At 61.5% G+C, this 14,404-nt stretch carries 8 protein-coding genes; all 8 read left to right on the top strand.

The window, feature by feature from the left end; genetic code table 11:
• The first annotated feature begins 11 nt into the window (after nt 1–11).
• The 8 genes from H7C19_RS18535 to H7C19_RS18500 all read left to right on the top strand — a co-directional run bounded on the left by H7C19_RS18535 (nt 12) and on the right by H7C19_RS18500 (nt 14,219).
• Nucleotides 12–1,811: an FTR1 family iron permease gene (locus H7C19_RS18535; protein WP_185670541.1), complete on the top strand. Its 1,800-nt coding sequence runs from the start codon at nt 12–14 to the stop codon at nt 1,809–1,811.
• 271 nt (nt 1,812–2,082) lie between these two features.
• Nucleotides 2,083–4,029 (top strand): ATP-dependent DNA helicase, encoded by a 1,947-nt coding sequence (locus tag H7C19_RS18530; protein ID WP_185670540.1) that lies wholly within the window; start codon nt 2,083–2,085, stop codon nt 4,027–4,029.
• A gap of 90 nt (nt 4,030–4,119) precedes the next feature.
• Nucleotides 4,120–4,647 (top strand): RrF2 family transcriptional regulator, encoded by a 528-nt coding sequence (locus H7C19_RS18525; RefSeq protein ID WP_313731791.1) that lies wholly within the window; start codon nt 4,120–4,122, stop codon nt 4,645–4,647.
• Between the two features lie 107 nt (nt 4,648–4,754).
• Nucleotides 4,755–5,123 carry a DoxX family protein gene (locus H7C19_RS18520; RefSeq protein WP_185670538.1) on the top strand — a complete coding sequence of 123 codons (369 nt, stop codon included), beginning with the start codon at nt 4,755–4,757 and terminating at the stop codon, nt 5,121–5,123.
• Between the two features lie 314 nt (nt 5,124–5,437).
• Nucleotides 5,438–7,087, top strand: coding sequence for a hybrid sensor histidine kinase/response regulator (locus H7C19_RS18515; RefSeq protein WP_185670537.1), 1,650 nt, complete (start codon nt 5,438–5,440; stop codon nt 7,085–7,087).
• 17 nt (nt 7,088–7,104) lie between these two features.
• Complete coding sequence (locus H7C19_RS18510; protein WP_185670536.1) at nt 7,105–12,540, top strand: HAMP domain-containing protein; 5,436 nt, start codon at nt 7,105–7,107, stop codon at nt 12,538–12,540.
• 341 nt (nt 12,541–12,881) lie between these two features.
• A complete protein-coding gene (locus tag H7C19_RS18505; RefSeq protein ID WP_185670535.1) occupies nt 12,882–14,018 on the top strand; it encodes a glucosaminidase domain-containing protein in 1,137 nt (378 codons plus the stop codon).
• 33 nt (nt 14,019–14,051) lie between these two features.
• On the top strand, nt 14,052–14,219 hold the full coding sequence (locus H7C19_RS18500; protein ID WP_185670534.1) for a hypothetical protein: 168 nt from the start codon (nt 14,052–14,054) through the stop codon (nt 14,217–14,219).
• Nucleotides 14,220–14,404: the final 185 nt, after the last annotated feature.

Raw genomic sequence — 14,404 nt, 5'->3', positions numbered from 1 at the left:
AGGTGCTGACGATGAGACGCTTAGGACTTATATTCATGCTGCTGGCCGTCGGACTCCTCCCGATGGGTTCCGCCTATGCCTCCGACGGCGGAAAGACGGATGCGGCGGCGGAGCTGCACAAGCAGCTGATCTACTACGCGAGCGACGCCCTGATCGGCGCGGGCGACCGCGAGTGGACGACCGTTACGGAAGCGGTCGCCGGGTTGAACAAGGTATGGGGAGCGGCCGATCGCGGCGGCGCCGCCGAAGCAGCGGCGCTGACCGCGGCCATCGCCAAGGCGGAGAGCGCGCTCGCGCAGGCGGCCGACGATCCGGACGCCGCCTACAAGGCCGTGTCCGCGCTGGCCAAATCCGCCGACGCGTTCGTATCGGCCGACGACGAAGCCGGCGGTCAAGGGGACGTGCGCCAGCAAGTTCGGGCGATGCTCCCGAACTTGGAGAAGAGTCTCGCCGCGGCGAAGGAATCGGACTTCGCCGCCGCGAAGCAGGCGTATGCCGGCTTCGTCTCCGACTGGGGGCAAGCCGAAAGCGCGATCCGCAAGCGCGATACGGCCCTGTACGGGCAGATCGAGGTCAAGATCAGCGGCGCCCGCATCGCGATCAACACGGAGCCGCCGAGCGCCGAGCGTACGGCGGCTAAGCTGCAGGAGCTGATCCAGACGCTGGACGATTACGCCTCGGGACGCGCGAACGCGGGCGCCGAGGCGAAGCCGGAGAGCGGCATCGCTTCGATCGCGGATCTCATGGCGCTGCTGGGGAAGGCCGAAGACGATATCAAGGCGTCCCGCGCCGCCGATGCGGCTGCGAAGATGGATCTCTTCGTCTCCGCCTGGCCGAACGTCGAGGGCGAGGTCAGCACGCGTTCGTCCCAAGCGTATACGGCGATCGAGACGGCGATGATCTCGCTCTCCAGCGCGCTGCTGTCGAATCCGCCGGACTATGCCAAGGCGGGCGGTCTGGCCGACCAACTGATGCGGCAGCTCGAGCCTTACGCGAACGCGTCCGGCTACTCCGCCTGGGACGCGGCGGTCATCTTGTTCCGGGAAGGGCTCGAGGCGATCCTCATCATCGCGGCGCTGCTCGCGATGCTCAGCCGCGCCGGCCACGCCGACAAGCGCAAATGGATCTGGTCCGGCGCCGGCGCGGGCTTCGTAGCCTCCGCCGCGTTCGCCTTCGTGCTGACCGTTCTGCTGTCCAACCTGTCGACGGGCAGCTCGCGCGAGATGCTGGAGGGCATCACGGGCCTCATCGCCGTCGTGTTCATGATCACGGTCGGCGCATGGCTTCACGGCAAGTCCAATCTGGCGAACTGGAACCGGTTCGTCGAGCGCGCCATCGGCGCTTCCTTGGCGAAGGGCGCGGTCTGGTCGCTTGCGCTCACCGCCTTCCTGTCCGTCTTGCGCGAAGGCGCGGAGACGATCATCTTCTACGTCGGCATGGCGCCTACGATCCGGATACAGGACCTGCTGCTCGGGATCGGCGGATCGGTCGTCGTCCTGGCCGCGATCGCGTTCGCCATCCTGAAGCTCAGCGCGCGCATCCCGGTCCGGCCTTTCTTCCTGCTGGCCGGTCTGCTGCTGTACTACATGGCGTTCAAGTTCGTGGGCAAGAGCATTCACGCTCTCCAGGTCGCCGGGAAGCTCCCGGCGCACGTGCCGGGCTACTTGCCCGAAGTGCCTTCGCTCGGCATCTTCAACTGCTGGGAAGTCATCATCCCCCAAGCGGCCGTGCTTGTCCTGATTCTCGGCAATTTCGCGCGCGTGGAATGGAGGAAACGAGCCGGCGCCGTCCGCGCCGCACCCCGCGCGTAATCGAATATTCGCCTCGCGAATACGCAGATTCGCCCAGCCCGTCATCGCCGCGGGCTTTTCTTTTTTGTCCTACAGAATGTATAAGTTTCACGCCTACGCAATTCTGTATGACCTCCGATAAAAACGTATCGCCTTCTTCTGAAAAGACGGCAAAGCCGTTTTTACTTGGAACGAACCTTTGCAATTCGCGAGAGATCGTGTGATAATGTCTCGATATGGATCGACGGCGCGAATCGCGCGAGAAAGTCTGCATGGCATGGAGGCCCTTATCTTGAATCGATATCCTTTCGCATATGAACAAGGCAAACCCTTTCTCCAGCAGGTCGGGGAATGGGTGGCCGACGTGTTCTACGATATCCTGCCCGAAGCCGGCTTCGAAGTCCGGGACGAGCAGATCTTTATGGCCTACCAGCTCGAACGAGCGTTCGCCGAGAAGGCGACGATCTTCGCGGAGGCCGGCGTCGGCACCGGCAAGACGCTGGTCTACCTGCTCTATGCGGTGTGCTACGCGCGGTACGTCGGCAAGCCCGCCGTCATCGCCTGCGCGGACGAATCGCTGATCGAGCAGCTGGTCAAACCCGAGGGCGATCTGGCCAAGATCGCCCGTCATCTGCACATGGCCATCGACGCCAGATTGGGCAAGTCGCCCGATCGCTACCTCTGCCTCGTGAAGCTGGACAACGCCCGCCTGAACGGCGAGGACGCGGAAGTCTACCAGTCGCTGCACGAAGAGCTGCCGGACTTCGTGTACAAGAGCGAGGCGATGCAGGCCTTCTACGCTTACGGCGACCGCAAGCAATACGCGCATCTGAACGACGAGCAGTGGAGCCGGATCGGATGGGATGCGTTCCAAGACTGCTTCGTCTGCGACCGCCGTCATCGCTGCGGGCAGACGCTGTCGCGCGACCGCTACCGGCAATCGGCGGATCTGATCGTCTGCTCCCACGACTTTTATATGGAGCACGTCTGGACCTACGAAGGACGCAAGCGGGAAGGGCAGCTGCCGCTGCTGCCCGAGCACAGCTCGGTCGTCTTCGACGAAGGCCACCTGCTGGAGTCCGCGGCGCAGAAGGCGCTGACCTACCGGCTGAAGCATTCGGTCTTCGAAGAGCTGATCGCCCGTCTCCTACAGGGGGAGATCCGCGAATCGCTCGCGTTCCGCATCGAAGAGGCGATCGACCGGAGCGCGCTGCTCTTCGACGTGCTCGCGAAGCAGACGAGACCCGTTCCCGGGTCCGATCGGAAGGAAGTCATCCTGAACGACCGTCTCCTGCAGGAAGTGCGGCTGTTCCAAGGCGTCGTGGACGAGATCGAGGAGGAGCTGGTGTTCGAGAGCGAGCTATATACGCTGAACGAGTACCATCTGCGGATCGTCGAGGAGCATCTGGAGATGATGCAGAAGGCGCTGAACCTGTTCCGGGGCGCGGACAGGGTCATCTGCTGGGCGCAGGACGGCGCGGACGGCTTGACGCTCGTCATCATGCCGCGGGCGGTGAAGGAAGTGCTGAAGGAGCGGGTGTTCGGGCTGAAGCTGCCGATCGTCTTCTCTTCGGCGACGCTGTCGGTAGACGGCTCGTTCGGCTACGTCGCCGAAAGTCTGGGCATCGAGAAATATTTGTCCTTCAGCGTGAATTCCCCTTACGAATACGAGGGACGTATGGATGTCGTCCTGCCGGAGGCAACGAACGGCGCGGGATTCTCCGAGAAGCTGGAAGCGGCCGTCCGGTCGCTCTCCCGTTCCGGCGGCAGGGCGCTCGTCCTCTTCGCCGACAAGTCCGATCTGCGCCGGTTCAAGGAGGCCGTCCCCTCGGTTGAAGCCTTGTCGGAGCTGCGGTTCCTATTCGAAGGCGACCGGGAGATCAGCGATCTGATCGGGGCCTTCCAGCAGGACGAGACGAGCATCCTCTGCGCGGTCAGTTTGTGGGAGGGGCTGGACGTGCCGGGGCCTTCGCTGTCCAACGTCATCGTGTGGTCGCTTCCTTTTCCCCCGCAGGACCCGGTCTTCGCGGCGAAGCGCCAGGCTGCTACGGATCCGTACGCGGAAGTCGATCTGCCTTACATGCTCTTGCGGTTGAAGCAGGGGATGGGGCGGCTGATCCGCACCCGGGAGGATCGCGGGGAGATCGTCCTCCTCGGCGAGGAGCTGCATCGCGACGAGAGTCTGCGCCTGCGCGTCGAAGCGCTGCTGCCGGATGGCGTCCGCCTCGGGGCGGAGTGAGCCGCGCGGGCGGCCGGGATTAAGCCTTTATCGGTTGTTCCCCTATGCCGGAAGTCTTATAATGGAAGGAACGGCATCGCGATGCCATCCGTGTCCGAAGAAAGGGTGACGAATCTCATGAGCACGACGAACCGCATCGCGCAGATCGGACCGCCGCGATTCGGCGTCGCCGTTCATGCGTTGGCGTGGCTGACGCAGAGCGGAGGCGTCCTGTCCAGCGCCGCGCTCGCGAGCCAGGTCAATTCGCACGCGACGTTCCTTCGCCGCGTTCTCCAGACGCTGGCGCAGTCTGGATTGGTCGAAGCGAGAGAAGGACGAGACGGCGGTTACACGTTGGCCCGTTCCCCCGATCGGATCACGCTGGCCGATGTCTATAACGCCGTCCGGGCGGAATGCGCCGGCGAGCAGGCGGACGACGGCGGCTGCGGCGCGGCCGCGGCCGCGGCCGGCCAGTTGGATGAAGTGCTGGCTCGCGTCATGACCGATGCCGAGCAGCGGACGGTCGATCACCTCCGGGGCTATACGATCGCCGACATTTTGTCTCAGGCAGACGAGTTCGCCAAGCCGGACGAGGGCGCGGGAAATTCTTGTTGTCAAAGCGCAATGGATGAAATATAATGTGCTTGAGAAAGTTGCAGTTGAATTCGTTTGACTGCAATTTTTTATGCAGTTAACTGTGCCTTTATTAAGTGCAGTAAAAATGAACGAAAAAGGGGAATGGCTGGATGGATGTCGTCGCGATCGTACTCGAAGGGTTGTTGGGCTTGATGTTCGCCATGGCCGGGATCATGAAGATCGCCGGGGCGAAGATGCACGTGGATAATTTCAACCATTGGGGACTGCCGCAATGGTTCCGCGTCGTGACGGGGCTTGTCGAGCTGGTTGGCGCGGCGGTTCTGGTCGTGGGGATCTGGGTGCCTAGTTGGGCGGCCTGGGGCGGATTGCTGCTCGGATTGACGATGCTGGCCGGCGTTGCCGTTCACCTGCGCGTGCGCGACAAGGCCGCGGCGACGATGCCCGCCGTCGTCCTGCTGGTGCTGGCCGCGGCGATCGTGGCGATCCAGAGCGCGGAATTCGGGAACTTCCCGGGCTGACGGGCGTTTCGCCGCAGGCGGCAAGCAAGACGAAGGAGGGGCGCGGAGAGCGCCCTTCTTTTTATTCGGCGGAACGGACATCATTCGGCAGACCGCGGCGATATTCGCCGCGGTTTTTTGGTTTGTGATCTATGATAGGCCCGGAGCTTAACGTTTATTGCCGAAATTTGGCCTTTATTCGTTTTTTTGCGGATCGGGCTTGTTTCGCGCGGTTCCGGAATGGGTATATAACCCTGAATCTCTCGCATTAATCGACTGTGCCGATCTTTTTTTGTTCGGCATGTAGATAGAGGAGGAAGGATAGGAGGGGCGTCATGGAGGATCCCGTCAATATTCTGCTCGTCGATGATCATCCCGAGAACCTGGTAGCCATAGAAGCGGTACTGGCGGGCGAACCCTATCGGCTGGTTCGCGCATACTCCGGCATGGAGGCGCTGCGATCTTTGTTGGAAGAGGAGTTTGCGGTCATCGTCATGGACGTTCAGATGCCCGGCATGGACGGGTTCGAGACGGCCAGCATCATTCGCACCCGAGAGAAGTCGAAGTACATTCCGATCATTTTTTTATCCGCTTCGCACTACAAGGTAGAAGACTTCTTCGCAGGCTATTCGGCTGGCGCGATCGACTACATGACGAAACCGTTCACGCCGCAGATCTTCAAGGCCAAGATTCAGGGCTACGTCGGCATGTACGAAGCGAACAAGTCCCTCCAAGTCCAGAGCGAGCTGCTCCAAGAGCAAACCAAGCAGCTCGAGAAGACGAACCAGGAGCTGGTTCAGGCCAAGGAGAGCGCCGAGATCGCGTCGCGCGTCAAGTCGGAATTCCTGGCCATGATGAGCCACGAGATCCGGACGCCGCTGAACGGCATCATCGGCATGTCGGAGCTGCTCATGACCTCCGAGATTCCGGGGGAATATGCCCAGATGGCCGAGATCATCCATACGAGCGGCAACGCGCTCCTTTCTGTCATTAATCATATTCTCGATTACTCACATATCGAGTCCGGCAAGCTGAACCTGGAGGACGAGCCGTTCGTGCTGAAGTATTGTCTGGAGGAGACCGTCGATCTCTTCACGGTCAAGTCGCGGGAACGGAACCTGGAGATGATCGTCGTCGTGGATCCCGATATTCCGGTCTATGTGAGAGGGGATATGAACCGGCTGCGGCAAGTGCTGATCAATCTGGTCGGCAACGCCGTGAAGTTCACGACGGAGGGCGGCGTCTATATTGTCGTCAACCGACTCGCCGAAGAAGAGGAAGAAATCGCGTTAGAGTTTATTATCAAGGATACCGGCATCGGCATCCCGCCGGACAAGATCGACCGGCTCTTCCAGCCGTTCTCGCAGCTCGACGCCGCGACGAATCGCAAGTTCGGCGGCACGGGACTGGGACTGTCGATCTGCAAGTCGCTCATCGAGCTGATGGGCGGGAGCATCCGGGTCGATCCTTCGCCGGAGAGCGGCGCTACCTTCGTGTTCACGGTGAAGGTCAGGCGTCACCTGGAACCGGACGGGCTCGTCGATCTCGCGCTGCATACGGCGGCGCAGCAGGTCAAGTTCGAACGCTATCCCCCAGCGGCGCCGACCGTACCGCTCAAGGTGCTGGTGGGAGAAGGCGATCGGGTCGACCGAATCTTAATGAAGCATCTGTTGGGGATACTCGGCTACGCGCCGGATATGGCGCAGAACGGCAAGGAGATGCGGCAGGCGCTGCAGACGCAAGACTACGACCTGCTCTTCCTCGACCCGATGCTTCCGGTGGACGACGGCGAAGAGACGCTCCGGGAGATCGTCCAAGCCGTGCCCGACGACCGTCGGCCGACAGTTGTCGCAATGAACGCAGGCTCCGCCTGCAAGAGCAATGAGCAAATGGGCGGGTCGCTCGTTAAGCCGGTCAGGCTCGGACTTCTGAAGCCACTCATCCAGAGCATTGCGAGCCTGAGAGAGAAGCACTCCAAAAATTAGGGATAAGGGATGAGACCATGGCAGATCAAAAACAAGGAGAAGGCATCGTACGAGCGGAACAGCCTTTGGACGCGGGCGACATCCTGAACGCTCTGATGGCGCTCAAGAAAGGCAACTTCGCTTACCGCATGCCTTATCATCTGACCGGCATCTCGGGCAAAGTCGCCGATACGTTCAATGAGATTCTCGATATGCAGGAGGGCCTCTTGCAGGAAGTGCAAGCCGTGGCCAGGGTCGTCGGGAAGGAAGGGAAGCACACCCGGCGATTCGTTCACAACAACAATGGCGGAGACTGGGAGACGGTCGTCGAATCGCTCAACAGCCTCGTCGTGGATCTGATCCAGCCGACGAGCGAGATGGTGCGCGTCATCAACGCGGTCGCGAAAGGCGATCTGTCCCAGAAGGTCGACCTGGAGTTCGAGGGGCGCCCGCTCACGGGCGAGTTCCAGCGGACCGCGAGCAACATCAACATGATGGTCGATCAGCTGTCGATGTTCTCCTCCGAGGTGACGCGGGTCGCCCGAGAGGTCGGCACGGAGGGCATCCTGGGCGGACAAGCGGACGTGCGGGGCGTATCCGGCACCTGGAAGGACTTGACCGACAGCGTCAACAACATGGCGAACAATCTGACCGATCAGGTGCGCAACATCGCGGCGGTCACGACGGCGGTCGCGAACGGCGACCTGTCCAAGAAGATCACCGCCGACGTCCAAGGCGAGATTCTGGAGCTGAAGGTCACGATCAACACGATGGTGGACCAGCTCTCGACGTTCGCCTCGGAGGTGACGCGGATGGCGCGCGAGGTCGGTACCGAGGGCATCCTCGGCGGCCAGGCGGATGTCAAGGGCGTCTCCGGCACGTGGCGGGACTTGACCGAGAGCGTCAACTATATGGCGAGCAACTTGACCAATCAGGTGCGCAACATCGCGGAAGTGACGACGGCGGTCGCCAAGGGCGACTTGTCCAAGACGATCACGGTCGACGCCAAGGGCGAAATTCTGGAGCTCAAGAGCACGATCAATACGATGGTGGATCAGCTCAGCAACTTCGCCTCCGAGGTGACGCGCGTGGCGCGGGAAGTATCCACCGAAGGGATCCTGGGCGGTCAGGCGGACGTGAAGGACGTCTCCGGCACGTGGAAGGATTTGACCGACAGCGTCAACTTTATGGCCGGGACGCTGACCGATCAGGTGCGCAACATCGCCGAGGTGACGACCGCCGTCGCCAAAGGCGATCTGTCCAAGCAGATCACCGTCAACGCGAAGGGCGAGATCCTGGAGCTGAAGAATACGATCAACACGATGGTGGACCAGCTCTCGACGTTCGCCTCGGAAGTCACGCGCGTGGCGCGCGAGGTCGGCACCGAAGGGATGCTGGGCGGTCAGGCGCAGGTCAAGGGCGTCGCCGGCACGTGGCGCGACTTGACCGAGAGCGTCAACTACATGGCGAGCAACTTGACCAACCAAGTGCGCAACATCGCGGTCGTCACGACGGCCGTCGCGAACGGCGATCTGTCTAAGAAGATCACCGCGGACGTCCAAGGAGAGATTCTGGAGCTGAAGAACACGATCAACACGATGGTGGACCAGCTCTCGATGTTCTCCTCGGAGGTGACGCGCGTGGCGCGGGAGGTCGGCACGGACGGCAAGCTGGGCGGTCAGGCGCAGGTCAAGGGCGTCGGCGGCACCTGGCAAGACTTGACCGAGAGCGTCAACAACATGGCCCGCAATCTGACCGACCAAGTGCGCAACATCGCGGACGTCACGACGGCGGTCGCGAAGGGCGACCTGTCCAAGAAGATCACCGTCGACGTCAAAGGCGAGATGCTCGAGCTGAAAAACACGATGAATACGATGGTGGATCAGCTGAGCAACTTCGCCGCGGAGGTGACGCGCGTCGCGCGCGAGGTCGGCACCGAAGGGAAGCTCGGCGCCCAGGCGGAAGTGAAGGACGTCTCCGGCACCTGGAAGGACTTGACGGATACCGTCAACTATATGGCGAGCAACCTGACCATCCAGATGCGCAACATCGCGGGCGTGACGACGGCCGTCGCCAACGGCGATCTGTCCAAGAAGATTACCGTCGACGTGAAGGGCGAGCTGTTCGAGTTGAAGAATACGATCAATACGATGGTGGATCAGCTGAATTCGTTCGCCTCCGAAGTGACGCGCGTAGCGCGGGAGGTCGGCACGGACGGCAAGCTGGGCGGTCAAGCCCAGGTGCGCGGCGTCGGCGGCATCTGGAAGGATCTAACCGACAACGTCAACATCATGGCGACCAATTTGACCGATCAGGTACGGGGCATCGCGAAGGTCGTCACGGCAGTCGCCAACGGCAACCTGAAGCAGAAGCTGACGGTCGACGCGAAGGGCGAGATCGCCGAACTGACGGATACGATCAACAACATGATCGAGACGCTCGCCACGTTCGCCGATCAGGTCACGACCGTAGCGCGGGAGGTCGGCGCGGAGGGGAAGCTGGGCGGACAAGCGAGCGTTCCCGGCGCGGCTGGCACGTGGCGCGATCTGACCGACAACGTCAACTACATGGCGAGCACGCTCACTACGCAGGTGCGCGCGATCACGAACGTCGCCACCGCCGTGACGAACGGCGACCTGTCGCGAACGATCGATGTGGCCGCGGCGGGCGAAGTCGCTTCGCTTAAAGACAATATTAATGAGATGATCCGGAATCTGAAGGAGACGACGCGGATCAATACCGAGCAGGATTGGCTGAAGACGAACCTGGCCAAGTTCTCCCGGCTGCTCCAGGGCCAACGCGATCTGTACGCGGTGTGCCGGATGATCCTGTCGGAGCTCGCGCCGCTCGTCTCGATGCAGCACGGCGTCTTCTACATCAACGAGCCGGTGAACGGCGAGCATGTGCTGAAGCTGTTCGCGAGCTACGCTTACCAGAACCGCAAGTATCTCTCGAACGAGTTCCGCGCGGGGCAAGGCTTGGTCGGGCAGTGCCTCATCGAGAAGCAGCGCATCCTCCTCACCAACGTGCCGGGCGATTACGTCGTCATCTCGTCGGCGCTCGGGGAGGCGACGCCGCTCAATATCGTCCTGCTCCCGATTATCTTCGAGGATCAGGTGCTCGCGATCCTCGAGCTCGCTTCGTTCCGCTCCTTCAGCGAGATCGATATCGCTTTCCTGGACCAGCTGACCGAATCGATCGGGATCGTCATCAATACGATGCAGGCGAATCAGCGGACGGAGGAGCTGCTGATCCAGTCGCAGTCGCTGACGGAAGAGCTGCAAAAGCAGCAGTTGGAGCTGCAGAACACGAACGACGAGCTCGAAGACAAGGCGAAGCTGCTGGTCATCCAGAAGGCCGAAGTGGAGAGCAAGAACAACGAGGTCGAAGTGGCGAAGCGGTTCCTCGAAGAAAAGGCGGAACAGCTCGCGCAGACGTCCAGATACAAGTCCGAGTTTCTGGCCAACATGTCGCACGAGCTCCGTACGCCGCTCAACTCCTTGCTCCTGCTGGCCGAACAGCTGGCCGAGAACCCGGACGCGAACCTGTTGGATCACCAGGTGAAGTTCGCGAAGACGATTCAGGATTCCGGCTACGAACTGCTGAATCTGATCAACGACATCCTCGACCTGTCGAAGATCGAGTCCGGCACGATCACGCCGGAATACAGCGAGATCTCGGTAATCGAGCTTGCCGGCGGTCTGGACCGGACGTTCCGGCACATGGTGGATGACGCCAAGCTCGAATACCGGATCAAGGTCGAACCGGACGTGCCGCGCAGCATCCTGACCGATCCGAAGCGGCTGCAGCAGATTCTGAAGAACTTGCTGTCGAACGCCTTCAAGTTCACCGATCGCGGGCAGATCATGCTGCTCATCCGCAGAGCCGCCAACGGCTGGAACGAGGAGAACGAGACGCTGAACCAAGCGCAAATGGTGCTGTGCTTCTCGGTGAGCGACACGGGGATCGGCATCGTGCCGGAGAAGCAGCAGATCATCTTCGAGGCGTTCCAGCAGGCGGACGGGAGCACGAACCGCGAATACGGCGGCACGGGACTCGGCCTTGCGATCTCTCGCGAGATCGCGGAGATGCTGGGTGGCGAGATCACGCTCTACAGCGAAGCGGGCAGCGGCAGCGTGTTCAACCTCTACCTGCCGGCGGAGGCCGACTTCCCGGATCCGGAGCCGAAGCCGAAGCACCTGCCGGAGGTGATCGACGTGACGCCGCCGAAGCGGACGCGCAACTTCGCGGCCGGCGACGAGCCGGTGGTGATCGACGACCGGGACCATATCCAGCCCGGCGACCGCGTCTTCCTCATCATCGAAGACGACATGAAGTTCAATGAGATCGTCCTCGACGCGTTGCGGCGCAAAGGGATCAAAGCGATCGTCACGACGCGCGGCTTGAACGCGCTCGAGCTGGCGCTCCAATACAAGCCGGTCGCCATCACGCTGGATCTCCACCTGCGGGACGCCGACGGCTGGCTCGTGCTGGAGCACCTGAAGAACGATATCAGCGTCCGGCACATTCCGGTGAGCGCCATCACGGTGGAGGAGAACGAGATCGCGCTGCTGCAGAAGGGCGTCTACGATTATGTCTGCAAGCCGGTAACGAACGAGGAGCTGGAGAACGCGCTGGACAAGCTGAACCGGTTCGCCGACCAGACGGAGCAGACCTTGCTCGTCGTCGTGCGGGAAGAAGAGCGGCGGAAGGCGTTCGCCTCTCTCCTGGACAACAAGGACATCAAGATCGTCGCGGTCGATACGGGCCGCAAGGCGTTGAACCAACTGAACGCCAAGTCGTACGATTGCGTGCTCCTGGACAACGATCTGCCGGATATGAACGCGGCCAAGTTCGTTCGGGAGGTTCAGAAGAACGCGAAGAACAAGTACTTGCCCGTCGTGATCCACCGCAGCAAGAAGCTGACGCCCGAAGAAGAAGCGGACTTCGACGAGCTGATGCGGTCCGCCGTCATCAAGGAAGCGAAGACGCCCGTTCAGATCATGGACGAGACGACGCTCTTCCTCCACCGGAAGACGGACAGCCTGCCCGCGGACGCGCGCGAGACGCTCATGAAGGCGCATCTGTCCGACGAGATGATCGCCAACAAGAAGGTGCTTGTCGTCGACGACGACATCCGCAATATCTTCGCGCTGACGACGATCCTGGAGCGGCATCAGATGAAGGCGATCCCGGCCGAGAACGGCGAGGACGCGATTGCGCTCCTCGAAGAGACGCCGGACGTGGATATCGTGCTGATGGATATCATGATGCCGGTCATGGACGGCTACGAGACGACGCGGGCCATCCGCGAAAAACCGGATTTCAAAGACCTTCCGATCATCGCGCTGACGGCCAAGGCGATGAGCGGCGACCGCGATCTGTGCCTGGACGCGGGCGCTTCGGACTACATCACCAAGCCGGTCAACAGCGCGCAGCTGCTGGCCATGATGCGGGAGTGGCTGGACCGCTAATGCAGGCCTGAAGGACAAGCCAAAATGAGGCGAAGGACGCGCGGGAGGGAGACCCTCCCGCGCGTTTTTGGTTTGTCCGCCGACGCCGTCCCCTGGGCAGCCGGGCGGGTACAGCCATCCATCACGAGACGACAGCCGATTGTCAATCGGCGCAGTCATTTGAAGAACCGCGTAGAACGCGGTTTTTTTAGGTACATGAACATTTTCTCATTTAGGCCGGATCGACAAATAAACATCCAATAATCGCATATCGTTTGACATGCTTTTCAGGAGCGCGTATGTACAATCTAACCAATATCAACGAGCATCCTCCACCCCCATTCCATGAAAGAGGTGTAGTCATGCGTAGATTAATGAACCGCTATCTGTTCGTGAGCATGCTAAGCGTGACCTTGCTCCTGACCTTGGGCATGAACGTTCTACCTTCGCATAATGGATCCGAGCAGGTTGACGCGGCCGCCGTATCGATGTCCGTCTCGTCGCCGGCCGCGCAGCCCGCATCGCCGTCGCCGGCCGCCTCCGATTCGCCCGGCGCATCTTCCGAGCCGGCGTCTCCGTCCTCAGACGCATCGCCCGCCGCTACGGATGCATCCTCCCCCAAGCCGACGCCGGCTCCGGCCGTCGCCCCCGCCCCGACCGGGTCCGAAGCGCCCGCCGTCCTCCCGGCGCCCTTCCAACCGACCGCCGCCGAACCGGCTCCGCCCCCGCAGCCTACATACGATACGTACGAAGTCACCGCCTACTTCTTGAACGTCCGCACGAACCCTTACGCCAAATCCAAGATTCTGAACGTCGTTGAGAAAGGCACCTTGCTGCAAGTCGTCGGCAAGACCGACGAAGGCTGGCTGCGCCTGCGCGGAGAGGGCTACGTCCACGGGGGCTATGCGAAGCTCGTGCCGCCTTCCGGCGCATCGCTTCCGCAGTCCGAGGGAGAGAAGCCCGCGTCCCAGCCGCCCCAGCCGAAAGCGCCCAAGCTCAAGATCGGAGGCGCGAAGAAGTCGCCTCCTGCGAAGCAGACGGAGACCGGCTCCGCGGCCAAGCCGGGCAAGCCGACGTCCACCGTGAAGTCCGATTCGGGATTGACGGCCGAACATATCGCGAAGATCTTCGAGGGGACGGCGCTCGCCGACAAAGGGCTGGAAGACGCGATCCTGGAGATCGAAGACGACTATGGCATCAACGCCTTCTTCACGATCGCGGTCATGAAGCTCGAGAGCGGCAACGGCAGCAGCAAGCTGGCGAAGACGAAAAACAATCTATTCGGTCTGAACGCCGTCACCGGCAACGAGGCCGTTAAAGCCTTCAGCTTCAAGACCAAGGGGGACAGCGTCCGCAAGTTCGGGCAGCTCCTCGCCAAGAACTACGTCGGCAAAGGTTATACGACCATCGAGAAGGTCGCGAAGAAGTACTGTCCGGCCAATAGCAAGTGGGCGACCAAAGTGAAAAACATCATGTCCAGCGATCATCGAAAAATATAGCGGGGTCTGAACGAAGGGCATATCGGGCCCCGCATGAACATAGATATAGAACGGGAGACGAAGCAAGTCGGGAGAGGCGGAAACCGGGCGGAGGAGCATTCCGATCGCCTGGGAGGGTTGGCCGTGAGCGCGGAACTGGTCATCGAGCTGCTCGTGCTTGTCGTCATGTTGATTCAACTGGCCGTCGCTTCAAAAAAGTAAAGGCGGGGCGGAACCGGGGAAGTTCCGCCGGCGCAGCGTTCGCGCGAGGCACTCCGTTCAGGGGTGCCTCTTCGCTGTGGTTGGTTGATGCCATCCATAGTTTTGGAGACGCGGCGTTCAAACGCATGCGCTGTCCGCGGGAAATGGGCGAAAGTCGAAGGGCGCCGAGCGATCGGCGCCTTTTG

This window comes from Cohnella nanjingensis (genome assembly GCF_014212125.1).
Taxonomy (GTDB): domain Bacteria; phylum Bacillota; class Bacilli; order Paenibacillales; family Paenibacillaceae; genus Cohnella; species Cohnella nanjingensis.
The sequence above is the reverse complement of the archived record's forward strand: the minus strand, read 5'-3'. Positions and strand labels throughout refer to the sequence as shown.

Coding starts and splice junctions, on each gene's coding strand:
- H7C19_RS18505 (WP_185670535.1), top strand. CDS start 12,882: ATGCGTAGATTAATGAACCGCTATCTGTTCGTGAGCATGCTAAGCGTG.
- H7C19_RS18500 (WP_185670534.1), top strand. CDS start 14,052: ATGAACATAGATATAGAACGGGAGACGAAGCAAGTCGGGAGAGGCGGA.
- H7C19_RS18520 (WP_185670538.1), top strand. CDS start 4,755: ATGGATGTCGTCGCGATCGTACTCGAAGGGTTGTTGGGCTTGATGTTC.
- H7C19_RS18510 (WP_185670536.1), top strand. CDS start 7,105: ATGGCAGATCAAAAACAAGGAGAAGGCATCGTACGAGCGGAACAGCCT.
- H7C19_RS18515 (WP_185670537.1), top strand. CDS start 5,438: ATGGAGGATCCCGTCAATATTCTGCTCGTCGATGATCATCCCGAGAAC.
- H7C19_RS18535 (WP_185670541.1), top strand. CDS start 12: ATGAGACGCTTAGGACTTATATTCATGCTGCTGGCCGTCGGACTCCTC.